The organism is Luteibacter flocculans (assembly GCF_023612255.1).
Lineage (GTDB): Bacteria > Pseudomonadota > Gammaproteobacteria > Xanthomonadales > Rhodanobacteraceae > Luteibacter > Luteibacter flocculans.
Window position 1 is genome coordinate 644458 of the sequence record NZ_CP063231.1, and the last position, 23365, is coordinate 667822.

General features: G+C 64.1%; 16 protein-coding genes. 10 read left to right on the forward strand and 6 right to left on the reverse strand.

The genetic code is table 11. From position 1 onward, the window contains the following. Window positions 1-182: 182 nt before the first annotated feature. The 3 genes from ku to IM816_RS02755 all read left to right on the forward strand — a co-directional run bounded on the left by ku (window position 183) and on the right by IM816_RS02755 (window position 2549). Window positions 183-1118 (forward strand): non-homologous end joining protein Ku, encoded by a 936-nt coding sequence (gene ku, locus IM816_RS02745; RefSeq protein ID WP_250339699.1) that lies wholly within the window; start codon window positions 183-185, stop codon window positions 1116-1118. Between the two features lie 3 nt (window positions 1119-1121). After that, window positions 1122-1997 carry a non-homologous end-joining DNA ligase gene (gene ligD, locus IM816_RS02750; protein WP_250339700.1) on the forward strand — a complete coding sequence of 292 codons (876 nt, stop codon included), beginning with the start codon at window positions 1122-1124 and terminating at the stop codon, window positions 1995-1997. A gap of 153 nt (window positions 1998-2150) precedes the next feature. Beyond that, window positions 2151-2549: a DUF3757 domain-containing protein gene (locus tag IM816_RS02755; RefSeq protein ID WP_250339701.1), complete on the forward strand. Its 399-nt coding sequence runs from the start codon at window positions 2151-2153 to the stop codon at window positions 2547-2549. A gap of 75 nt (window positions 2550-2624) precedes the next feature. Here the strand turns inward: IM816_RS02755 and IM816_RS02760 are convergent, their stop codons facing one another. The 4 genes from IM816_RS02760 to IM816_RS02775 all read right to left on the reverse strand — a co-directional run bounded on the left by IM816_RS02760 (window position 2625) and on the right by IM816_RS02775 (window position 7291). Then, complete coding sequence (locus IM816_RS02760; RefSeq protein WP_250339702.1) at window positions 2625-3848, reverse strand: AGE family epimerase/isomerase; 1224 nt, start codon at window positions 3846-3848, stop codon at window positions 2625-2627. Further along, window positions 3845-4825, reverse strand: a complete 981-nt coding sequence (locus tag IM816_RS02765) for a carbohydrate kinase family protein (protein WP_250339703.1) — start codon at window positions 4823-4825, stop codon at window positions 3845-3847. The genes IM816_RS02760 and IM816_RS02765 overlap by 4 nt, the downstream gene beginning before the upstream one ends. A 75-nt stretch (window positions 4826-4900) precedes the next feature. Further along, window positions 4901-6130 (reverse strand): L-fucose:H+ symporter permease, encoded by a 1230-nt coding sequence (gene fucP / locus IM816_RS02770; protein WP_250340685.1) that lies wholly within the window; start codon window positions 6128-6130, stop codon window positions 4901-4903. A 111-nt stretch (window positions 6131-6241) separates the two neighbouring features. Beyond that, window positions 6242-7291 (reverse strand): LacI family DNA-binding transcriptional regulator, encoded by a 1050-nt coding sequence (locus tag IM816_RS02775; RefSeq protein WP_072322592.1) that lies wholly within the window; start codon window positions 7289-7291, stop codon window positions 6242-6244. A gap of 169 nt (window positions 7292-7460) precedes the next feature. Here IM816_RS02775 and IM816_RS02780 point away from each other — a divergent pair, with 169 nt between their 5' ends. From IM816_RS02780 to IM816_RS02810, 7 genes are all read left to right on the forward strand, one after another. Next, window positions 7461-9809, forward strand: a complete 2349-nt coding sequence (locus tag IM816_RS02780; protein WP_250339704.1) for a GH92 family glycosyl hydrolase — start codon at window positions 7461-7463, stop codon at window positions 9807-9809. A gap of 236 nt (window positions 9810-10045) precedes the next feature. Then, entirely contained in the window at window positions 10046-11842 is a 1797-nt protein-coding gene (locus IM816_RS02785; protein WP_250339705.1) for an ATP-binding protein, read from the forward strand. Beyond that, window positions 11839-12288 (forward strand): response regulator, encoded by a 450-nt coding sequence (locus IM816_RS02790; RefSeq protein ID WP_250339706.1) that lies wholly within the window; start codon window positions 11839-11841, stop codon window positions 12286-12288. The genes IM816_RS02785 and IM816_RS02790 overlap by 4 nt, the downstream gene beginning before the upstream one ends. A gap of 29 nt (window positions 12289-12317) precedes the next feature. Beyond that, a complete protein-coding gene (locus IM816_RS02795) occupies window positions 12318-13871 on the forward strand; it encodes a response regulator (RefSeq protein WP_250339707.1) in 1554 nt (517 codons plus the stop codon). Between the two features lie 268 nt (window positions 13872-14139). After that, complete coding sequence (locus IM816_RS02800; RefSeq protein ID WP_250339708.1) at window positions 14140-15501, forward strand: NHL repeat-containing protein; 1362 nt, start codon at window positions 14140-14142, stop codon at window positions 15499-15501. Between the two features lie 375 nt (window positions 15502-15876). Beyond that, window positions 15877-17079 carry a hypothetical protein gene (locus tag IM816_RS02805; RefSeq protein WP_250339709.1) on the forward strand — a complete coding sequence of 401 codons (1203 nt, stop codon included), beginning with the start codon at window positions 15877-15879 and terminating at the stop codon, window positions 17077-17079. A 17-nt stretch (window positions 17080-17096) separates the two neighbouring features. After that, a complete protein-coding gene (locus IM816_RS02810) occupies window positions 17097-19994 on the forward strand; it encodes a membrane-targeted effector domain-containing toxin (RefSeq protein ID WP_250339710.1) in 2898 nt (965 codons plus the stop codon). Window positions 19995-20047: 53 nt separating this feature from the next. Here the strand turns inward: IM816_RS02810 and IM816_RS02815 are convergent, their stop codons facing one another. Both IM816_RS02815 and IM816_RS02820 read right to left on the reverse strand, forming a co-directional pair. Continuing rightward, window positions 20048-21451, reverse strand: coding sequence for a sigma-54-dependent transcriptional regulator (locus tag IM816_RS02815; protein WP_250339711.1), 1404 nt, complete (start codon window positions 21449-21451; stop codon window positions 20048-20050). A 66-nt stretch (window positions 21452-21517) separates the two neighbouring features. Continuing rightward, a complete protein-coding gene (locus tag IM816_RS02820) occupies window positions 21518-23296 on the reverse strand; it encodes a sensor histidine kinase (RefSeq protein WP_250339712.1) in 1779 nt (592 codons plus the stop codon). Between the last annotated feature and the right edge of the window lie 69 nt (window positions 23297-23365).

The following is a 23365-nucleotide window of genomic DNA, read 5'->3' on the forward strand; positions in this document are numbered from 1 at the left end:
AGGCGAGCTCCCATCGCCAGCAGGCTGGCTCCCACCGTGCTCCGGCTTTTTCGCCGCCAGGGCGGTTTCCACCCGTGCTCTGGCTTCTCTCCGCCAGGGCGGTCCCTGCATGCGAGCTTTTTTGCAATCCCTGCACGCGGGCGACCGTATTGTCGCGAGACACCCGCGCCGAGGACAGCCCCATGGCCCGCCCCATCTGGACCGGAACGCTCTCGTTTGGTCTGCTCAACGTACCGATCCGGCTCATGTCCGGCGAGCGTCGCAACGATATCCACTTCCGCATGCTCGACCAGCGCAACAACACGCCGGTGCGCTATGAGCGGGTGAATGCCGAGACCGGCGACGAAGTCCCCTGGAAGGATATCGTCAAGGCCTTCGAATACCAGAAGGGCAGTTACGTGGTGCTGGAAGAGGACGATATCCGTAACGCCGCCAGCGATGCGCACGAGACCGTGGAGATCGACAGCTTCGTCGACGGTAGCGAGATCTCGCCGGCTTATTTCGAGAAGCCGTACATCCTGCTGCCCGCGAAGAAGGCCGAGAAAGGTTACGTGCTGCTGCGCGAGACATTGAAGAAGACCGGCAAGGTCGGCATCGCGCGCGTGGTGATCCGTACGAAGGAGTACCTTGCGGCGGTGATGCCGCAGGACGATGCCCTGGTGCTGAACCTGCTGCGCTACAAGTCGGAAGTGGTGGACACCGAGGAGTTCGAACTTCCCGGCAAGGCCACCGCCGACTACCGCATTACTCCGCGCGAGATCGAGATGGCGACCGATCTCATCGAGTCGATGTCCGCCAAGTGGAAGCCCGAGGATTACCGCGACGAGTTCCGCGAAAAGCTGCGCTCGGCCATCGAAAAGCGGCTTAAGAGCAAGGGCGTTACGGCGACGGTGGAAGAGGACGAACGCACGCCGGAGAACGCCACGACCAACGTCGTGGACTTCATGGCGCTGTTGAAGAAGAGCATCGGTTCGAAGACGCGCACGCCCGCGGCGAAACGCGCGCCACCGGCGAAGGCAACAAGCAAGAAGACCGCCACCAAGAAAGCCGCTGCAAAAAAAACGGCGGCCAAGAAAACCTCTACGCGCAAGGCGCCGGCCAAACGGCGAGCGGGCTGAATCATGGCCGGGCACGTCGTCGGCGGCATCACCATCACCCATCCTGAACGCCGCGTGTTCGGCGAGGACGGGCCGACCAAGGGCGAGGTTGCGGCCTACTACGAGGCCGTGGCGCCGTGGATGCTGCCCGAGCTGAGCGGCAGGCCGCTTTCGCTGGTGCGTTGCCCGCAAGGCTCAACGGGTCCGTGCTTCTTCCAGAAACATCACGCGGATACGCTCGGTCCGCATGTCAAAGCAGTGGATATCGAAGAGAAGGACGGCGACGAAGCGCACTACATCTACGTGGACGACGTGCGTGGCGTGCTCGAACTCGTGCAGATGAATACGCTGGAATTCCATCCGTGGGGTGCGCATGCGGACAAGCCCGACCGGCCGGATCGTCTCGTGTTCGATCTCGATCCTTCTGCCGGCGTCGAATGGAAGGCCATCGTGGGGGCCGCTCGTGAGATCCGTGAGCGGCTTGCCGAAGCGAAGCTCGAAAGCTTCGTACGCACGTCTGGCGGCAAGGGTCTGCATGTCGTCGCGCCTTTCCGCCGCGGGCCGTCATGGATCGCGGTCAAGGCATTCTGCGAAAGCATCGCCGATGCGATGGTGGCAGAGCATCCCAAGCGCTACATCGCCGAGGCCAGCAAGACCAAGCGCGAAGGGCTCATCTTCATCGACTGGCTGCGCAACACGCGGGGCGCAACGAGCGTCACCGGATGGTCGCTGCGCGCGCGTCCCGGTGCGCCTGTCGCCATGCCGGTACGTTGGGAGGAAATCGCCCGACTGAAAAGTGGCTCGGCCTTCGACTTGAAGAAGGCCTTGAAGCGCGCGAAGTCGCTGGATGCAGACCCGTGGGAAGGTATCGCATCACTGAGTCAATCGCTTCCTTCGTGACCTGTACGACGATAGCGCGGAAATGGCAGTGCGGGCCCAAGTGCCTGTTGCACAAGGCAAAGATCGCTTTGGTGGGCCGTTGCCCCATGCGCACGCGACGCGCAAGCTAACGATGGGCCAGGATGAGGCCCGCAACTTCAAAAGGAGCTTGAAATGCGCATGACGACGAAGCGTAGCGTCTCGATCGCCCTGGTAGTGGCATTGGGCCTTGCCGGGCAAGCAGCCGCAGCCGATCTGGTTTGTCCGGCCCCGAACCGGATCACAGAGTCAGAAGGATCGTATGGCTGGGACTATACGGCCAAGGTCGGAGCGGATACGTGGGAGGGCTCGAATCCGGAAGGCAAGTCCGGTGACGCGAAGACCTTCAAGCTGACCGAAGTGACGCTCCGCAGCGGGACGTTCGTGGCATGCGATTATGCCGGTGACGGGAAGGCAGGGGTTCGATTGAGTCTTGAGACTAAGAAGCAAACGACTCCAGTCAACGCGGCGGACTGGACAAACCATTGCACGGTGTCGGGAAGCAAAGCGTGCGCGTTCCGACTGGAACCCTGATCCGCGCTCTGCCTAATGTTTTCTGGAGGCGACGACGGAAGTCGAATGCAACTCCCGCCGTCGCCCCAGTGCCCTTTACTGTTTAGCCTGCATGCGTCGCAGCGACGCCATCACTTCGTAGCACGCACCCATCGTGTGGTAGTCGGTCTTGCCGGCGGGGCTCTTTTCGTCGTCGTACTTCTCGTTGGTGCGCTTGAGAATGCGGTACCACGCGCCGTACTTATGGTCGACGAAGTGTTCCCAGCTATACGCCCAGATCTTTTCGTACCACTGGTCGTATTTCGCTTCGCCCGTGGTCTCGAACAAGAGCTGCGCGGCGCCGAGCGATTCGGCCTGCACCCAGAAATACTTGTCGTCATCGCACACGTCGCCCTCGGGTGAGAAGCCGTAGGCGATGCCGCCGTACTGCGCGTCCCAGGCCTTGTCCAGCGCCTCGTCGAAGAGATGCTTTGCCGTCGGTACCAGCCAGTGCTTGTGTCGCGGCGTGCCCTTCGTATAGCGCTCCAACATCATCAGCAGCTTGGCCCACTCGGTCTGATGACCGGGCTGGAAGCCCCAGGGACGGAACAGGTGCTTGGGATTGTCGAGGTTGTACTCCCAGTCGATCGTCCAATCCTCGTGGTAGTGCTCCCACACCAGTTTCTGCGGGGTGAGGCCCGCTTGACGCTGGGTCATGTTCTCGGCAAGCAGGAGTGCGCGATCGAGATAGCGGTCGTCTTTCGTGGCTTCCCACGCGGCGATCATCGCTTCCGTCATGTGCATGTTCGCGTTCTGGCCGCGATAGCTGGTGAAGTTCCAGTCCTTGTCCGCTTCGTCGCGATAGAGGCCGTACTTCGGTTCCCAATAGCGCTGTTCCAGCAGATCCCAGATCTCGCCCTGCCATGCGCGGGCTTCGTCGAAGCCCACCTTCACGCCGCACGAGTAGGCCAGCAGCATGAAAGCCAGGCCGTAGCAGTGATTCATCTGATCGTCGCGCTTGCCGTCCGCGATGGTCCAGGCGTAGCCGCCGGTTTCCGGATTGCGGTGCACCTCGCGCAGATACTTCAGGCCATGCATGACCAGGTCCTTGTCCTCGGGCTTCTTGAACTCGAGATAGGCCATGGCATGGTTGAACACGAAGCGCGTGCTGGAGACGAGGTGACGGTGGCTTCGGTCGTAGACCGTGCCGTCGTCCTTGAAGTACTGGAAGAAGCCGCCGGCCTGATCGACCTCGTTGGGCTTGTAGAAGGCCATCGTCTTCGCGACGTGGTCGCGCAGGACGTCGACGGAATGGAAATCGGGAAGGGGTACGGTCGTCATGCGTGCTTCTCCATGAAGGCCGTGACTTCGGCCTGGTCGGGAATGGCGGTGAACGAACCCTTGCGGGTGGCGGTGATCGCGCCGCATGCGGCGGCAAAGCGGATCAGGTCGGCGAGTCTCGTCTCGTCGGCGATCATGGCGTCGAAGCGGGCGGGCGTGACGCCCTCGGCAGCGAGGCGCGCCAGCAGCCCACCGACGAAGGCATCGCCTGCGGCGGTCGTATCCACGGCGTCCACCTGGTAGCCGCGCAGGATGCCTTCTGCGGTGCGCGTGAACCAACGCATGGGCTCGGCGCCGTCGGTCACCAGCAGCAGACGGGCCTTGCCTTGCCACAAACGTGTCAGCACGGCGGCATCGGAGCCGGCACCCGCCTGGATGAAGGCGAACTCTTCCGCGCTGAGCTTGATGACGTCCGCTTCGTTCAGGGCCTGCCACAGGCGCGGCAGAGGTGCCTCGTCACGCGGCCAGAGCGCGGGGCGCAGGTTCATGTCGAAACTGACCAGCGCGCCGGCGGCACGCGCGCGGCGCATGCCTTCCACGGTGGTCGCCGCAATGGCGGCCTCCGTCAGCGAGTTGGAACAGACGTGGAAGATGGCGAGGTCGTCGAACGCCTCGCGACGGAAATGCTCGGGACGAAAGAGCAAGTCGGCGGCGGGCGGTCGGTAGAAACTGAAACTGCGGTCGCCCTTGTCGTCGTGAGCGACGAAGGCCAGCGCGGTGCGTGCCTCGTCGGTCCGCGCAATGTCGTCGGTACCGACGCCGAGTTCGGTGAGGCTCTTCAGCAGAAAGTCGCCGAACATGTCACGGGCGAGCATGCCGGCAAAGCGTGCCTTGCCGCCAAGTCGTGCTGCGGCTACCGCAACGTTGGCGGGTGCGCCGCCGGCAAAGGGAACGAAGGCGGGAGGCTGACCGGCGCCGCCCTGGGGCTGTGCGTGAAAATCGATCAGCGCCTCGCCGAAGCAGAGGATGGAAGACATGCGTACGGCCTGTCCTTGGGGGCGAGGGGGAAACACGACGGCCGGCGCGAACGGCCGGCCGCCGTCTGGGGCCGGTTAGCGCGTGGCGACCGGAAGATTGCGGATCTTCGAGCCGCTGAGGCCGTAGAACACGATGTACGCGTAGCAGATCAGCGGAATGAAGAACGCGTGCTGCACGCCGATCTGATCCGCGACCACGCCCTGGATCCAGGGGATCAAAGCGCCGCCCACGATGGCCATGATGAGCAGGCTCGAAGCCTTGCCGGTCAGCGGACCCATGCGCTCGATGCCCAGCGAGAAGATCGTCGGGAACATGATCGAGTTGAACAGGCCGATGGCGACGATGCTGTACACGGCGACATTGCCGGTGGTCATCATGGTGGTGATCACCAGCACGGCGTTGATGACGGCGAACAAGGCGAGCAGCAGGCGCGGCGAGAACTTCGCCAGCAGGGCCGAGCCGATGAAGCGGCCGACCATCGCACCACCCCAGTAGAACGCCACGTGGCTGGCGGCCACTTCACCCGACATGTTGCCGATCTCAGGCAGCTGCAGGTAGTTGATCATGAAGCTGCCGATCGAAACTTCGCCACCCACGTAGAAGAAGATGCCCAGCACGCCGAAGAACACGTGCGGCGTCTTCAAGGCGTCCATCAGCGAGTGGCGGCTGTCGTCGGCCTTCTCGGTGGTTTCCTCAAGGGCCGGGAGGTTGAACAGGTACACGCCGATGGCGAGCAGCACGAGCACGACGGCCAGACCGATGTACGGGCCTTGCACGCTGCTGGCTTCCTGCACGCGATAGGTGACCTGCTCCGCGGCGCTCATCTTGGCGATGTCGGCGCTGCTCTTCACCTGGTTGGAGAGAATGAGGAAACCGCCAAAGAACGGGGCAAGGAAGGTGCCGAAGGAATTCAGCGCCTGAGCGAGCGTGAGGCGGCTGGAGCTGGTTTTCTCCGGACCCAGCAGCGCGACGTACGCATTGGCGGCCACCTGCAGCACCGTGATGCCGGTGGCGAGGATGAACAGCGCAGCGAGGAAGAACGCGTAGACGCGCATGCCGGCGGCCGGCCAGAACAGCGCGGCGCCGATGCCGGCGACGATCAGGCCGGCGACGATGCCCTTCTTGTAGCCGAGTGCCGCGACCAGCTTGCCGGCCGGGAGCGACATGATGAAGTACGCACCAAAGAAGGTGAACTGGATCAGCATCGCCTGGGCGTAGTTCAGTTCGAACACGGCCTTCAGGTGCGGGATCAGGATGTCATTCAGGCAGGTCAGGAACCCCCACATGAAGAAGATCGTGGTCATCACGCCGAGCGCGAGCGGGAAGTAGGTGTAGCGAGTATCGCCAGCGTTCGTCGATGCCGACGAGGTGGGCGATGGCGTGTATCCGGTGGCCATGGGGCGCTCCAAGGTTGGTCAGGGGGAGGACGGCGGACAACTGCTTTCGCGGACGACCAGCCGTACCGGCGCGATCGTATAGGCAGTGTCCGTCTCGGGATTGGCAAGTCTTTCCAGAATGAGTTCGGCGCTGCGGCGTCCAAGGCCACGCGGATCGACCGCAATGGTGGTAAGGGGCGGCACGCAGACCGAGGCTTCGGCGACGTCGTCGAAGCCGGTCAGGGCGAAATCTTCCCCCGGGCGCCGGCCGCGTTTGGTCAGGCCGAGGATAAGGCCGAGGGCCACGGCATCGTTGTAGCAAACCGCCGCGGTCGGCGCGGGATCGCGCAAGAACAGTGCGCCGGTCTGCCGTGCCGCCTCGAGGCGGGTCGGTGCGCTTTCGATCAGCCACGCCGGATCGACCGGCAGGCCCGCGTCGCGCATGGCGCCCGCGTAGCCTCGGCGCCGCTGCTCTACCGAACTGGAATCGCGATGACCGCCGAAGAAGGCGATGCGCTGGTGGCCGAGACCGATCAGGTGTTCGGTGGCGAGCCGGGCGCCGTGTTCGTTGTCCATCTCCAGCGTGTCCCAGCGATGGGCGCCATCGTCGTCGGGCAGTTCGCGGTTGAACACCAGCAGGGGCGTGTGCATGCCCACCGCGGCAAGCACCTGCTCGCCCTCGCTGCCCTCGGCGGGGGAAAGGATGATGCCCGCCGGGCCGTGCTCGATCAGCGAGTTCAACACCGCCTGCTGACGCTCCGGCGATTCCCCGGTGTTGCCCAGCAGGGTGACGTACCCGGCCCGGGCCAGGGCTTCGTCCGCCCCGGCGGCGAATTCCGCGAAGAACGGGTTGCCCAGGTCGTTGATGACGAGCCCGATGCTGGACGACGTGCGCCGACGCAGATTGGCGGCGGCGCGGTTGTAGACGTAGCCTTGCCGCTTGAGTTCGGCTTCCACCCGCGCGCGGGTGGCCGAATTGACCAAGGGGCTGCCACGCAGCACCAGCGACACGGTGGCGCGCGAGACGTCGCAACCCTGGGCGATATCGGCGAGCGTCACCTTGCGGCGCTGCGGGTTATTCCTCGGCATCGGAGCTCCTTCAAACGATCTAAACCGGGCGATCATCGCGCGGCGGACTGAGGGATGCATCACGCACTGCAACATGCGCGGCGGCGCTATCTTTGCTACGTTCGGTCTGTTTGTCACGATCCAAATCACCGTGACCGCTCGCCACGCGTCCACCCGAGGGGAACCACCGATGCCGAGAACTACCCGCCTGCGTCGCGGCCTGCTGGCCGCCGCCCTGTCCTTCGCCCTGCCGGCCCTGGCCTTGGCGGCCTCCACCGGTCAGGCAGGAAGTGCCTTCGATGCGGTGGATCCGATGATCGGTACGGGCGGCGACGGGCATACGTTCCCCGGTGCCACGGTGCCCTTCGGCATGATCCAGTTGTCGCCCGACACGGCGATGCCGGACTTCAAGCACGCCTACAAGTGGGCCGCCGGTTACCAGTACGGCGACACGAGCATTCTCGGTTTCTCCCATACGCACTTCTCCGGCAGCGGCCATTCCGACCTGGGCGACGTGCTCGTCATGCCGATTGCCGGCGACGTGAAGCTGGATCCCGGTTCCCCCGAGCAGCCCGGTAGCGGCTATCGCTCGCGCTTCGACCACAAGAGCGAGAAAGCGGAGGCAGGGTACTACGCCGTTACGCTGGCCGACTACGGCGTGCGGGCCGAGTTGACGGCGGGCGCTCGCGTGGGCTGGCACCGCTATACGTTTCCCAAGGGCAAGCCGGCGCATCTGCTGCTCGACCTGCGGCCGAGCATCTACGACTACGACGGCAAGGTGCTGTGGTCGTCGCTGCGCGTGCGTGCCGACGGCACCGTGACCGGCGGGCGCACCACGCGCGGCTGGGCTCCCGGTCGTCAGCTCTACTTCGCCATGCGTTTCAACCAGCCCATGACCTCGCGCAGCCTGAAGAACCGCGAGGAGAATGTGCCGTACCGCGGCTTCGGTGGCCCGGGCAACCGTGCGGAGGATGTCGATGGCATCAGCGGGCGGGCGCTCGAAGGCGTGTTCGACTTCGGCGATCTCGGCAAGCCGCTGATCGTGAAGGTGGCCGTATCGTCGGTCAGCGAGGACAACGCCATTGCCAACCTGGACAAGGATGGCGCCGGCTTCGACTTCGATGCGCGTCGCGCCGATGCGCGCCAGGCCTGGGAAAAGGCGCTGTCCAGCGTCGACGTGCAGGCACCCGCGCAGACCCGCAAGACCTTCTACACGGCGCTGTACCACGCCATGATCGCGCCGGGCCTGTCCATGGACGTCAACGGTCAGTACCGCGGCCCGGACAACCAGGTGCACACCGCCAAGGGTTTCGATTTCTATTCCACGTGGTCGCTGTGGGACGTGTACCGCGCCCAGCAGCCGCTGATGACGCTGCTGGAACCGGCCAAGAGCAACGATTTCGTCAGTTCGCTGATCGCCGCGCGGCAGGCCAGCCCGTTCGGCATCCTGCCCGTGTGGGCGTACCAAGGCATGGAGACCTGGTGCATGATCGGCTACCACGCGGTGCCGGTGATCGCCGATGCCTATATGAAGGGCATCCGTGGCTACGATGCAAACGCTGCGCTTGACGCCATGGTCGCCAGTGCCACCTACGGCCCCTACGGCGGCCTCGACGATTACATGAAGCTCGGCTACGTGCCGATCGACCGCCAACCCGAAGCGGCCTCCAAGACGGTCGAGTACGCGTTCGACGACTGGTCCCTGGCGCAGATGGCGAAGGCGATGGGCAAGGACGATGTGGCGGCCACCTTCATGAAGCGCGCCGGTAACTGGAAGAACAGCTTCGATACCAAGACCGGGTTCCTGCGCGCGCGCAAAAGCGACGGCAGCTACCGTGAGCCGTTCGACCCGTCGTCGGCCGGCTACGGCAGCGACTACACCGAAGGCAACGCCTGGCAGTACTCATGGTACGTGCCGCAGGATGTCGCGGGTCTTATCGAGGCGCTCGGCGGCAAGGACGCGTTCGTCAAGAAACTCGACTCGGTCTTCGACGCCAAGGTCGATCCCAAGTCGTTCGCACACGTCGAGGACATCACCGGCCTGATCGGCTGGTACGCGCACGGTAACGAACCCAGCCATCAGGTGGCCTATCTCTACGACTACGCCGGCCAGCCCTGGAAGACCCAGGAACGTCTGGTGAAGATCATGCAGACCCAGTACACGCCCACGCCGACGGGGCTGGTGGGCAACGACGATCTCGGTCAGATGTCGGCCTGGTACATCTTTACTTCGCTGGGCTTCTATCCGGTGGCGCCGGGCAGCAACCAGTACGTCATTGGACGGCCGTTCGTGGAGAAGGCGACGCTCAACCTGGCGGGGGGCAAGCGTTTCACCGTCTCGGCTGACCACCTCGACGCCAAGCACCCCTATGTGGGCAAGGTCACGCTCAACGGCAAGCCCCTGGAGCGCACCTTCATCCGCCATGAGGAAATCGTGGCCGGGGGCGAGTTGCACTTCTCGATGCAGGAAAACCCGGCGAAGGACTGGGGCACCGCACCGGGGGCGCAACCGTACTCGATGAGCGACGCCTCGCGCTAAGCCGCATTTTTCCTGGTCATTTCCCGCGCCGTCACCAGCCCTTCACGGCGCTTTCGGCATTAAGCACGGCTTCAAATGGACGGGTACGCCGCTTTCCCTCTCGGTTTGCCGGGAGGCAAAGCGGCGTACCCGTCCTCATGTCCGAAGGCCCTCATGAGATCCCCCGAAGCGACGCGTTGCCCGTTTACAATGCATGCCTTTACCGGGCAGGACTCGTCGCGGGGGATGACGAAGGCATGATGGTGCGGATTGGACAGCGGTGGCGGATGACGGGCTTGCTCGCCGCCGTGATCGTGATCGTGGCGTTGCCCTATGTCGTCACGCGTTCGAGCGCGGAAGACGCGCTGAACTCGCGCGACTGGGTGACCCACACCGCGGAGGTGAAGGCCGCCGTTTATCAGTTGAACACGGTGCTGCGCGACAGCGAGGCCGCCGTGTACTCGCGACTGGCCGGTGCGCCCGCCGAATCGGTGCTCGACGGACGCATCGCGGTCCCGCGCAAGGTGGTTCCTCAGATCATCGCGACGCTGCGCGAGATGACTCGGGACAATCCGACCCAGCTCACGCGGCTGGGTGCACTCGAATCCATCGCCAGCGGGCGCATGGCGCTGACCGAGCAGGCCATGCAGCGGTTGAATGCCGGCGACCACGACGGCGCGCTGGCTTCCATGGAAGATGCGCGCCATCTGTTCCCCATCGCGACGGCCATCGAGGACGTGCTCGCGGAAGAGACCCGGCTGCTGAACGAGCGCCGGAACGAAGCGCGCGATCTTGCCTCCAACAATCGTCTGGTACTGCTGGTCTCGGCCCTCGCGCAGATCGCGCTACTCGGTATCGTGGTCGTGGTGTCCGAGAGGCAGATCGCCATCCGTCTCGCCGCCGAGTCGCAGGTGGCCCAGGCGGTGAAGCGCTCGCAGCTCATCGTGCAGGCGGTGCGCGAGCCGATCATCATGCTGGATCGTCAGTTGCGTACGCTGCTGGCCAATGCGGCGTTCGCCGAGCTGTACGGCTACAACCCGGACGAAGACCAGCACGTGCCGCTGGACCAGATCGGTAACGGCGCCTGGACCGATACCGCACTCATGCAGCGCCTGTCCGACGTGATGACGCGCGACCGCGAATTGTGGGACTACGAACTCACCCAGCGCACCGTCGACGGGGTGGACCGCTTCGTGGTCATCAACGCCCGGCGCATCGAACAGCCCGACAGCGACGATCCCGCCCTGCTGCTGACCGTCAGTGACATCACCGCTCGCGCGCTGGTGGAGCAGAAGGTGTCGGAACTGAACCGCCAGCTCGAAGGCAAGGTGGAACAGATCTCCGACGTGAATCGCGAACTGGAAGCCTTCAGCTATTCGGTGTCGCACGACCTGCGCTCGCCGCTGCGCCACATCTCGGGATTTGCGGGCAAGCTCGAGGCGCAACTGGGCGACCAGGCCGACGACCGCGTTCGCCATTACATCGACGTCATCAGCAGCTCGTCGCGTCGCATGGCCCAGCTCATCGACGACCTGCTGGTCTTCTCGCGCCTTGGCCGCGGCGCACTGCGCCTGCAGCCCGTCGACATGCAGTCGCTGGTGGACGAGGCGCGCGCACTGGTGGAAGCGGATGCGTCGGGCCGTCGCATCGACTGGCGGATCGCACCGATGCCGATCGTGATCGGCGACGAGAACATGCTGCGCACCGTATGGCAGAACCTGCTCGGCAACGCGGTGAAATACACCGGCAATTGCGAGGTGGCCCGGATCGAGGTGGGGCTCGATCGCACCGCGGCCGGCGACTACGAATTCAGCGTGCGCGACAACGGCGCAGGCTTCGACATGCAATACGCCAGCAAGCTCTTCGGCGTGTTCCAGCGATTGCACCGTGCCTCCGAGTTTCCCGGCAACGGCATTGGCCTGGCCAACGTCAGGCGCATCATCGCGCGTCATGGAGGACGCACCTGGGCCGAGGGCGAACCGAACGTCGGCGCCACTTTCCACTTCTCATTGCCGGCGTCGGACGTACCCGGCGCCAAGACAGGTGACACATGAACCAGCGCGACCTGCGCACCATCCTTCTCGTCGAAGACTCCATGGCCGATGCGGAAATGGCCATCGACGCCCTGCGCGAGGCCAAGCTCGCCAATCCTGTCGTACACCTCGAAGACGGTGTCGACTGCCTCGACTGGCTGCACCGTAGTGGCGCCTTCGCCGATCGCGTCGAAGGCGATCCTGCCGTGATCCTGCTCGACATCAAGATGCCGCGCATGGACGGCCTCGAAGTGCTCAAGCGACTGCGCAGCGAAGGCGATCGCTGGAAGCGCCTGCCCGTGGTCATTCTTTCCTCGTCGCGAGAAGAGAGCGATCTGGCGCGTAGCTGGGATCTCGGCGTGAACGCCTACGTGCTGAAGCCCGTGGACGTGCAGCAGTTCTTCTCCGCCGTGCAGACCCTCGGCCATTTCTGGGCGGTGCTCAACCAGCGCCCGGAAGGCGACTGAGCCACGCGCCGACGATCAGGGGGCACGACATGAGCGGGCAAGGGCAGAAGGTCAGAATTCTCCAGGTGGAGGACAGCGCGCTGGACGCGGAGCTGGTGCTGACCGAGCTCGACCACGATGGGCTGGCGTACGAGGTGACGCTTGTCGAAGACGAGCAGGCCTACATCGCGGCCCTCGACAACTTCGCGCCCGACATCGTGCTCTCGGATCTGAGCATGCCCGTATTTAGCGGCGAGCGTGCGCTGCAGATCCTTCGTGACCGTGGTTCGGACATCCCATTCATCTTCATCTCGGGCACGCTGGGCGAGGAATCCGCCATCGAGGCGTTGCGCAACGGTGCCACCGATTACATCCTGAAACAGAACACCGCGCGCCTTGCCAGCGCGGTGCGCCGTGCGTTGCGCGAAGCCGAAGAGCAGCGAGCCCGCGTACGCGCCGAGCAGGAACTCATTCGCGCGCAGCGTTTCGAAAGCCTCGCGCTGCTGGCGGGTGGCCTCAGCCACGACTTGCGCAACCTGCTGCAGCCACTGCTGCTCGCCGGCGATACGCTGGAAGACTACGCGGACGATCCGCGCCTTGCCCGGCTCGGCACGCTGGTGCGCGACTGCGGGCGCCGTGGCCTCGAGATGGTCTCGTCGATGCTCTCGTTCGCGCGCGGCGCGCGTCGTGCCGAGCGCGTGAAGCTCGGCGCATTGCTCGACGCGTTGAACCTGCTGCTGCAGGGCAGTGTGCCGCGCACGGTGCGCATGGAAGTCGACGTGTTCGACCCCGAGGTTGCCTTCGAAGGCAATCACACCGAGCTGCAGCAGTGCCTGCTCAACCTCAGTCTCAACGCCATCCAGGCCATGCCCGATGGCGGATCGCTGCGTATCGAGACCGAACTTGTCAGCCTGCCCGACGACTTCTTCGTCGAAGGCGAGCAACAGGTGCCGGGACGCTATCTACGCCTGTCCGTGATCGATACCGGCCAGGGCATGCCGCCCGAGGTGCTCGAGCGCCTGTTCGAACCGTTCTTCACCACCAAGTCCGGCGGCACCGGGCTCGGACTGCTGTCCTGCAAACGCATCGTCGCCAGTCATGGCGGTCTCATGCGCGTACGCAGCACGGTAGGCGAAGGCACGCAGTTCCACCTCTACCTCCCGTTGCAGGCGCTGGAAGGCGACCAGGCCGAATCGCAGGCCATGGACGCGTCTCTCCAAGGCGAAGCCGAGCGCGTGCTGGTGGTGGTGGAAGAGGCCGTGCAGCTTTCGCTGCTGGTCGATACGCTCGACGCCTACGGTTACCAGGCCGGCGCAAGCCAGAGCGGTACGGCTGCGTTGCAATGGATCGAAGCGCACGGCGTGCCTGACCTCGTCGTCATGGACGCCGACATGAATCTGTTCACCGGTGTGCGTACGCTGGCTGCGTTGCTCGATCACGGCTATGCCGGCGCGGTTCTGCTGCTCGCGCGCCCCGACGCACCGCCCAACCTCGACGAACTGCCGCATCTGGATCACCTGTACGTGATCGACAAGCCGGTGCAGTCGAAAGCGCTGTTGCGCAAGGTGCGCGAGGCGTTGGGTGCGAGTGAGCCGAAGCGCTAAGATGGATTGCTATCTCCAGGAGATAAGGCAATCGGCCTTAGGCTTCGGCGATGTCGTGTGAAGCATGACTCTCTACCTTCGAGACACAACCTCGCGTACAAGGCAGCGATTATTGCCAATCGCTATGCATTTTCCGGCCAGGTAGCTGAATCTCCTTAATAAGCTCTGAGTCGACCCTCATATCGCGACCTCGCGCATGCTGCGTGGGCAGCGTAGTCTCAAGTGCAGGTAGGTCGTCGTTTCGACCACCACTCATTGCACGGAGGCGATGATGGAGCGTCAAGAGAAAGTGCCTGCCACCCAGGCCGGGAAGACAGCGCCGGGCGACACCGAGTACGAGTTCCTGCTGCCGTTTCCGCAGCCCATGACTCGTCCGCACATGGCGGTGCCGTCAGACGAATGGATCTACCTGGCCAACGTTGAAAGCGGTATGGACGTCAGTACGCTATTCGTCGCGCGCACCGCCCGTAATGGTGACGTGGACACTAGCTTTGGACGGGGCGGGTGGATAGCGGAATTCGTCGAGATTCGCTTCGGTGAACCGATCGGCTTGTGGCTCCGCGAGGGAGGGGGTGTCCTCGCCGCCGTTAAGGACAGTAACAACAGTCGCTTTGAGGTCGCATTGATATGCTTCACCGAAGCGGGTGAACTCGATTCGACCTTCGGCGACGGCGGTAAGATCATTCACCGCATTGAAATACCTGGTTCGCCGAGCGAATCGACCTCGTGCAAGGCGGCGTCCGATGTCACAGGGGATGAGCAGGCGGCCGGCTCTGGAACGGCATTGGCGGTCGCGGATGATGGAACCTTCTACTGTCTGCTTGGTTCGGCTTTCGGCCCCTTTTATGCACTGATGCGTTTGCAGTCGGACGGGAGGCTGGATACCCGTTTCAACGGTACGGGCTACGTGACCGATGGCGAGTGGGCTTACAGACAGTGGGGAGCGACTTCAATCGTCGTCGGGAGCGATGCCCGAGTGACGGTTCTCGGCGAATTCTACGACGTCACGGCGGTTCCCGTTCGGCGACTGGTGGCCTGGCGGTTCAATCAGGACGGTTCCATCGATCGCTCGTTCGGCGACGACGGATATGCCTTCTTCGACGCTGACGCTGCGGATGTCGCCCCTGAAAATCTCTATCAGATGAGTTTCGACCACGCGGCAAGCCTTCCGGATGGCGGAGTTGCAGTTTGCGGAGCCCTGACGACCGTGTCCGGGACGACGTATCAGGAGTTCGGCCTGCTGGCCTGTCTTGATGCTTCTGGGAAACCTCTCGACACGTTCAATCGCGGGAAATTCCTCCTCTACGGTGTCGTGGGCGCCTACCAGGCAAGCTTTCGCGGAGGGATCGCTGTCCAGGACGACGGCAAGATCGTTGCAGGTGGGGGCGTGAGCGATAGCCCCGTGACGGATTCGGAGCTCTTGGCGGCACGTTTCCAGCCGTCAGGTTCGCGGGACCTCACTTTTGGTGACGGCGGGGCAAGACGGTTCAAGGGGGAAGACGCCCAGATCAACTACATGCGGCACATGCTCATCGATTCGAAGGGAAAGATCCTTGTCGCGGCGATTGGCGGGCCGAACAACAGCGGTAGTTCCATGTGGTCGTTCGTATTCCAACTGACCGGTGGATAGTGACAGGTCGTCTTCCTGCATTCGGGGGCGAAGGTATTGCTGCGGGACGTGCGCGAGGCGCTGAAGGCGGGCGAAGGCGCTTAAGCGCAGCGGTTGGCGGTTCGGACAAGCATTACGTGCTCGGTCGGGGTAGCCGTACATACGCCTCAGGGCCACGCCCATAACATCCTCCCCGCATCAAGGAGGATTGATATGCACCCACCCCGCTTCACACAAAAACACCACATTCTCGCGTTGTCGGTTGCGCTTTCGTTTGTCGTCTCGTCTGTCCATGCCGCCACGGGCGACGTGGATTCTCTGTCGTCGGCCTACCCATCCGCGGCATCCGGGAACGACTACCGCGGATCTCTGCGCTCAGTCTCGGAAGGCTTGGTCATGGAGGACGTCGATCGCGGCGACGAAGGCGAGACCGACGAGGACGCGAACGACCGGCGTTTCGTACTCCAGGCATTGCGAGAGCGCTGGAGCAAGGTTCCTGGTATGGAATGGTTCCAACGCGCATCGGAGGCCACCCAGTCGGAGTGGCTCGGGCACGTGCAGAATCTCGGCCGGCGCTACGTGGAGCTTGAGGCCGTCCGCACGACCTCCGACGACGCGGTACGCCATCAGCTAGAGGCCGCGCTTTCGGAGGCGGGTCTCGGCGGATCGCCTGACGACTACCAGGTGTCGCTGGCCCGCGTGATTCAGGTCGGCGACGTTCGTGTACCTACCCATCACGTGCAGTCGTTGACGGATGCCTGCCTGCGTGCCGATCCCGAGATGGACTTCGCGATGGCGGTCGTACGGCGCGACGGCGACCTCGTTGCCGAGGCGGAGAGGAAGCCCTTGCTCGCCTTGCTCGCGCAACCGTTCTGCCGAATCTCTGCCGCCGATCGGCTCGCCGAGTTCGACACGCAGCAACCTTTGCTGGAATCGGTTTACGCCGCGTTGCTTGAAACGCAACTCCGGAAGGCGATCGTCGAGGCGGAAGCGCAAGGACATCTCACGGGCGGCCGTGATGCATGGATCAAGGGGCACGATATCGTTCGCGCCGCCATGAACGGCGCTGCCGACGTCGACATGGGCACGCTCAGGTTCTCCACGGAAACGGGCGGCGTCTCCGTCTCGCTGCCGCAATGGCTGGTGTTCGTGAAGCGCGACGCGCAGGGGAAGGAGGATGGCGTGGTGCTCTATCGACCACAGGAACACGAAGCGGTATCGGTCGGCAGCCAGCAGGAGCTATACCAATACCTGGACATCAAGCGAATGAGCCAGGAGATCGCCGGTGAGATGCCAGGCATGTGTCCCGAGAGGCCATCGTCCATGGGAAGCAAGACGGCAGGTGAGTCGAACGCGCCGCGGGCACTTCGCGACGTCGTCCTTGCCGCGGCCGGCCCGGGCGAGGGCACGCCGATCACGAAGTTCTTCGACGACCTGTGCGACAAGCCATCGCTATGGCGAAGCAATCTTCAGTTCCAACCCTACGACAGCCACGATTTTCTGACGAACATCCGCACATGGACGAAGGCGCGGATCGATCTGATGGCGAAGGACATGCGACGACTCGCCCAAGCCCCCGGGCTTCCGTCTCTCTCGTGACGCGCTATCGGGCCATCATGGACGAGTACACCGCGTTCAATGAGATGCATGTGCCGACGCTGCGCGAATTTACGCGGCGACGCGAGAGCGAGAAATTGACGAGGTTCTTCCGCGCGGAGCAACTTATCGCCGTCGATGAAAGCGTGGATGCGGATACGATCGTCATCGAGTTCAATGGCCGGAAACGGCCCTGGACGGACTGGGTCTTGAGCGATTATCGGGAGCACGGCGACAACATCTTGGCCCTTAGCAACAACTTCGCGCAGGATGCCACCCTCACCGCGAGGGATGCCGCGCTCGCTGCGCGCTTGAATACCAGCGAGATCAAGACGGCCGTCGAACGAAACCTCCGTAGCACTTACGCGGGTGACAATTACATCGAGGCCATGAGCGCGCTGCTCGATCCGAGTGACCCTCGCTATGCGAAGGCGAGCGATCTCCGCGTGGCGATGCAGATCCTCGACATGCAGATGGCACTGGACGTCGAGTATTCCCGAGGCAATATCGATCTCGCCGACTACCCATGGCTGAAAGGCGTGCTGGACGGCCTGCCGATGAGCATTGGCCTGGCCGATGTCGAACTGGCGCATTTCATGATCTCCGGCACACGCATTCCCGGTGTGCTGGCGATCTCCAGGACATCCGCGAGCGGAAAGGGCGACACATTCGTCTTCGTGCCCAACGGGCCCTTTGGGCGAACGCTCTACAAGAACGACGCCTATTTTCAGGAGATCATCCGGACCGAAGCGTTCAAGGAGTACTTCGTGGCGAGGGCACGGGCGGAGGACCAGCCCAAGCTCGACAAGGCGATCAGGGCGGCCCGTACACCCAGCTATTTCTATACCTCTTTCGCGCCGATCGATGATTTCAAGGCGGAATGCGATCAGGTCATCAAGGATGCGATAAGCAATGCGGCCTCCGTGACAACGAGCAAGGCCGAGGTGATCTGGGAACAATCGTTGAAGGGTGTCCGCTATGGCATGGGCGTTATCTGCGCGGCGGCCACTGCGGGCGCAGGTGCCGCTGTGTGCACGGCCGGCACGGCTGCTCTTATGGGGCTGGATGCCTATGGTGCCGTCGACAAGCTGCTGCGTGGCCGGGAAGACGAAGCCCTGGTCGACGTGGCGTTCCTGTGGCTCGATGCGATCGATGTCGGCAAGGGCGTCAGTGCGGGCTTGACGACGTTTCAGCCTAAAGCGCTGTTGAGGCTGCTGCGCAAGACACATTTCTCGAGTGTCGACGAGGCGAAGGAGGCCATCGACGCCGCCGCTCGCCATGCCGGGTATTTCCGATACGACGGTACGCTGAGACCGGCGTTGTCCAGGTTCGACGTCGACATCGACCAGTTGAGGCCCCTGCCGAATCGTCCCGGTAAAGCGAGCTCAGGTAAGTTCTACGAGTATCGCGGGAGGGTCTATATCGTCGACGACGGTCGGATCTTCGAAGTGTTCTCCCATAACGGTTGGGCCAGCGTGCGCGTGCGCGATCCGGCCCATCCTTACGGGCCCGGTGCGCTGGTCGTCTACCGGCAGGGGCGGTGGCAGCGAGGCGAGGCCGGTCTGCTTGGCGGCGGCAAGGCCGTCAGCAAGGTCACCGATCAAGCCTATGTTCCCCTCGAGGGCGAGCTGCCAGCCCCGCCCACGCTTGCCTTCGCGATGCCTCCGTACGAGCAGCCATTCATGAAGGTCATGCGTTGGACGGACTCGGACTACCACGTCTCCGTTCCTGCCGATAGCCAGCGTGCCCGAGACGCATTCATGGCGCGTCGCAACGAATTTCTCGCGGCCGCACGGGTGAACGCGTTTGCCGGGGAGCAGGTGCCTCCTTATGCAGTGGGCAGCCCTCACTTCGTGTCGAGGCCGCCTCGACCTTCTATTCCCGCCAGCCTTGAAGGCATGAGCCCAGGCGAGGCGATGAGCGAGCTCTACAAGGCGGCCGACGGCGTGGTAATGGGTGAAGGACCGGGAGACATCGGAGGCAGGGTGTTTCTCGTCGACAACATGGGCGTGCTTCGGAAGCAAGGCGTCAAGACCCTCTACGTGGAGGGCCTTCTGCACGACGTCGACCAGGTCGAGCTCGACGCCTTCTTCGCCCTGCCAAAGCGCAAGTCGATGCCGGCGAACCTGAAGGCCCGCCTGGACCGGTTGGAACCACCGCATCTCAGGGAGCGGCACACGCGCTACACCTTCTCAGATGTTGTGAGGGAGGCAAAGAAACACGGTGTCCGAGTCGTCGCCGCCGATCAGATCGTGAGTACCAGGCTGCACGGCGTATCGCTCACTGACGCACGCGACATAGCGATGCCCTATCAGGCGCAACAGGTCATCGACGCCTACCAGGCGCAGTCGCCTGGCAAGTGGGTCGCCCTCGTCGACACCAAACACGCCAATACCTATTCCGACATCGCCGGTGTTGCGGAACGGACCGGCGCTATCGGGATTCGGACGGTCGATGTTCCGGCAGGCAATCCGATGACGATCGGTCCTGATCCGGGCGTGCTCGTCGAGAATCCAGTTCGGGGCCGCGACCCCAACATGCTCCGCTCCGATTTCGTGGTCGAGATGCCCATCCTGGGTGACGACGCATCACGCGTGCTGCATGTGCTGGACATGCCGGACATGTCGCTGTCCAACATTCCCGCGAGTGCGCGCCGTCTGGAGAAGCCCGGCGAATTCGTCCTTCTGCTGGAGGGCGAGCAGGCGTCGCCGGTGATCTATCACCGTAACCGCAGGAACGAAATCCAGCGGACGGCAATCCATGAGGGCATGGGAGGATTCTATGTCGACCGGGCCGAATGGCCGGGGATTCACGGAACGGTATATGCGACCGTGGACGATCTGGTTCGCGATCTCCAGACCGCCAAGCAAATGCGGCTCGTGATGCCGGCGACTGAAGGGGAGGCAGCCGGCCTATAGCAGTGGCTATGACGACGGCCGCCGGGCGCGCTTCGCTCCCGGCGGCTCGTACGTCAGTCGATGCCGAGTTTCTTCAACTTGTAGCGCAATGCGCGGAAGGTGATTCCCAGCTTCTTCGCCGTCGCCGTCTTGTTGTAGCGCGACTCTTCCAGCGCCTTGATGATCGTGTCGCGCTCGATATTGGAGATGTAATCCTCGAGTGAGCCATCGGCGGCGGGTGCGCTGCGCGCCGGTTGCGTGGCCGCAGCGACCAGCGTGGCCTCCACGGCGGTCGCGAGCGAAGGTGCAGCCGACGGCATGCGCTGAGGCAGCATGAGGTCGTCTGCCTCGATGGTCTCGCCCTCGCACATGGCCATGGCGCGTTCGAGGATGTTCTCCAGTTCGCGCACATTGCCGGGGAAGGGGTAGGCCTCCAGCGCGGCCAGCGCTTCCGGACGCAGGCGCCCCGGCGCACCGCCGGATTCCGTAGCGAGCTGGCGCAGGATGAAGTCCGCCAGGCGTGGCACGTCGCCCCGGCGCTCGCGCAGCGGCGGCACGCGCAACTCGATCACGTTGATGCGATAGAACAGATCCTGGCGAAACAGACCTTGCTCGACCAGCGAAGCCAGATTCTTGTGCGTGGCCGAGAGAATGCGCACGTCCACCGGAATCTCATCGCGCCCGCCGATCGGACGAACCGCCTTCTCCTGAATCGCGCGCAGCAGCTTCACCTGCATATGCAGGGGCAGTTCGGCCACTTCGTCGAGAAACAAGGTGCCGCCCTGGGCGGCCTGGAACAGGCCTTCCTTGTCGACATGTGCGCCGGTGAAGCTGCCCTTGCGGTGGCCGAAGAATTCGCTCTCCATCAGTTCCGACGGAATGGCACCGCAGTTCACGGGCACGAAGGCGCCCGCGGAGCGCGGGCCCATTTCGTGGATGAGGCGCGCGACAAGCTCCTTGCCTACACCCGATTCGCCCGCGATGTAGACCGGCGCCTGGTTGCGCGCCAGCTTGGCGATCTTGGCGCGCACCTCGTTCATGGCCGGCGACTCACCGATGAGCCGGTCACCCCCCGGCGTGCCCTTGTTGCCGGCCTCCGCCTTGCGTTCCTCGGAAAGGCGCAGGGCGGTGCGAACGAGGCGGCGAAGCAGATGGATGTCCACCGGCTTGGAGACGAAATCGAAGGCACCCGCCTTCAATGCGTTCACGGCCGCATCCACGTTGCCATAGGCGGTGATCATCGCCACCGGCATGTCCGGGAAGCTGGCCGCGATGAGTTCGATGATTTCCTGGCCGCTGCCGTCGGGCAGCCGCATGTCCGTGAAGCATAGGTCATAGCGCCGTGCGGCCAATGCGCTCCGCGCTTCGCTGACGCTCCCCACGGCGTCGACGTCGAGTTCCATTCGACCGAGTGTGATGGTCAGCAACTCGCGGATGTCCCGTTCGTCGTCGATGACCAGTACGGTCTGCTTGCTCATTGGGTCCGAAAGTTCGGTGAATGGGTCAAATGTAACCGCCCGGGCCGGTTACGCAAAGGGCGTGGCTCACGCCTGCGCTGCCATCGGGGCGGCCGCAGCGGTGCGGGCGGGCGGGGTGAGGCTGATCCGGAAGCAGCTTCCACCACCGGCCACCCGCACGTACTCCAGGGCCGCCTGGTTGGCCTCGGTCATCTGGCGAGCGAGGTAAAGACCCAGTCCCGTGCCGTATTCGTGCGTTGTGAAGAAGGGCTCGAAGATCTGCGCGGCGACCTTGGGCGGGATGCCCGGGCCGCGATCGATCACTTCCAGAATGGGGATGCCCGCCTCGGAGTGGCGCGCCACCAGCATCACGCGCGCCGGTTCGCCCGGCATGCGGCCGTAGCGCAGGGCGTTCTGCACGAGGTTCCAGATGACTTGCTGGAGGTGCTGCGGGTCCGCCACTGCCGCGACGGGCTCGCTGCCCGAGACGGCGCGCAGGATGTCCAGGCCCAGGTCGTTGCCCTGGCGGTATTCGGTGACGAAGTGATGCACCCACTTGCCGAGGTCGAGCGTTTCCGGGCGCGAGCGTTCGCGGCGCGAGAGCTGGAGAATGTTCTCGATGATCTCGTTGAGGCGGGAGCAATGGTTGTTGATGATCTCGACCATGCGCAGGTCGGTATCGTTCATGTCGGTGGATTCGGCCAGCAACTGCGCCGAGTAGTGAATGGCGGCCAGCGGGTTGCGGATCTCGTGCGCGATCGACGCGGAGAGGCGTCCGAGCGAGCTGAGCGTGAGTTCTTCCGCGCGGCGCGACACCAGCGAGGTGTCGTCGAGGAAGATCAGCACGTGCGAATCGTCATTGGGGGCCAGGCGGGTGAAGCGCGGCACCACTTCCGGCGTGCCGTCGGCGAGCATGGTGGCACTCTCGTCGAGCTTGCCGGAGGTGCGCCAGTGATACAGGCGGCGCGACAGCTCCGGCGCGAGCGTGCCCAGGTCGCGCTGGTCGGCAGACGGATTGCCCATCAGCATCCAGGCGGACTCGTTGAGCTGGTGGATGCGGTTGCCCTCGTCCACAAGCAGCACGCCGGTCTTCATGCGGCGGATGATGAGCTCGTTGACCTGCGACAGGTTGGCCAGATCGATGCCACGCTGTTCGGCCAGCGCTTCCGACGCGCGGATGTTGCGGCCGAGCACGTAGCACAGCGACGCGCAGGCGAAGTAGGCCGCCCCGAACAGGCCGTACTCGGCGAACTCGCGATCGCTGACATCGACGATGGCAAGGTCGAAGAAGGAGTGCCCGAGCATGCCCAGGGTGGCGAGCGCAGCGAAGAACATCGATAACCGGAAGGGCAACAGTAGGGCGCCGGTGGCGATGTTCACCGCAAGCATCATCGCCACGCCCATGCGCACGTCATGCATCAGCACCAGCGCCAGGAGGGCGGCCACGATGTCGAGGCTCAGCCCGATCGAGACGATCAGGACGGGCCGGTGGAGGGTGCGCCGGGTGCGGGCGACCAGCACCAGGGCGGCCAGCAGATAGGCCAGGGCAAACAGCCGGGCGAAGACCGGCTCGGGCAGCGCGGGCCAGTTCATGTGTTCCGGCCGGAAGGCCAGCGCGGTATAGACCGCCGCCTGGCCCAGGCGGAAGTAGTTGAAAAAGAACAATTCGTGGCGCGCGGTGCCTTGGCTCGCGCTGATTCGAAGGGCGCTGGACGACGCGGGCGTTGACACCGGGTGCTTCTCCGCCGTGGGCCCCTCGGGCCGTAGTGAGGGCCCAGTATAGGGGCCTCGCGGGTCGCGGCAAGCCGCCCGGGCAGGCTTCCTGCGGCCCCGGGGCCAGGGGCTTGCCGCACCGCCCCTTTCCATCCGGGGCGCCTTCCGGGAAAATGCGCGGCTGTATTGCGTAAAGCCGCGCAATCGATCCCCCCTCCCCGT

Bases quoted from the DNA above. Each gene is read 5' to 3' on its own strand.
- ku (WP_250339699.1), top strand. From the start codon at position 183: ATGGCCCGCCCCATCTGGACCGGAACGCTCTCGTTTGGTCTGCTCAAC.
- ligD (WP_250339700.1), top strand. From the start codon at position 1,122: ATGGCCGGGCACGTCGTCGGCGGCATCACCATCACCCATCCTGAACGC.
- IM816_RS02755 (WP_250339701.1), top strand. From the start codon at position 2,151: ATGCGCATGACGACGAAGCGTAGCGTCTCGATCGCCCTGGTAGTGGCA.
- IM816_RS02760 (WP_250339702.1), bottom strand. From the start codon at position 3,848: ATGACGACCGTACCCCTTCCCGATTTCCATTCCGTCGACGTCCTGCGC.
- IM816_RS02765 (WP_250339703.1), bottom strand. From the start codon at position 4,825: ATGTCTTCCATCCTCTGCTTCGGCGAGGCGCTGATCGATTTTCACGCA.
- fucP (WP_250340685.1), bottom strand. From the start codon at position 6,130: ATGACCACGATCTTCTTCATGTGGGGGTTCCTGACCTGCCTGAATGAC.
- IM816_RS02775 (WP_072322592.1), bottom strand. From the start codon at position 7,291: ATGCCGAGGAATAACCCGCAGCGCCGCAAGGTGACGCTCGCCGATATC.
- IM816_RS02780 (WP_250339704.1), top strand. From the start codon at position 7,461: ATGCCGAGAACTACCCGCCTGCGTCGCGGCCTGCTGGCCGCCGCCCTG.
- IM816_RS02785 (WP_250339705.1), top strand. From the start codon at position 10,046: ATGATGGTGCGGATTGGACAGCGGTGGCGGATGACGGGCTTGCTCGCC.
- IM816_RS02790 (WP_250339706.1), top strand. From the start codon at position 11,839: ATGAACCAGCGCGACCTGCGCACCATCCTTCTCGTCGAAGACTCCATG.
- IM816_RS02795 (WP_250339707.1), top strand. From the start codon at position 12,318: ATGAGCGGGCAAGGGCAGAAGGTCAGAATTCTCCAGGTGGAGGACAGC.
- IM816_RS02800 (WP_250339708.1), top strand. From the start codon at position 14,140: ATGATGGAGCGTCAAGAGAAAGTGCCTGCCACCCAGGCCGGGAAGACA.
- IM816_RS02805 (WP_250339709.1), top strand. From the start codon at position 15,877: ATGGAGGACGTCGATCGCGGCGACGAAGGCGAGACCGACGAGGACGCG.
- IM816_RS02810 (WP_250339710.1), top strand. From the start codon at position 17,097: ATGGACGAGTACACCGCGTTCAATGAGATGCATGTGCCGACGCTGCGC.
- IM816_RS02815 (WP_250339711.1), bottom strand. From the start codon at position 21,451: ATGAGCAAGCAGACCGTACTGGTCATCGACGACGAACGGGACATCCGC.
- IM816_RS02820 (WP_250339712.1), bottom strand. From the start codon at position 23,296: ATGGAAAGGGGCGGTGCGGCAAGCCCCTGGCCCCGGGGCCGCAGGAAG.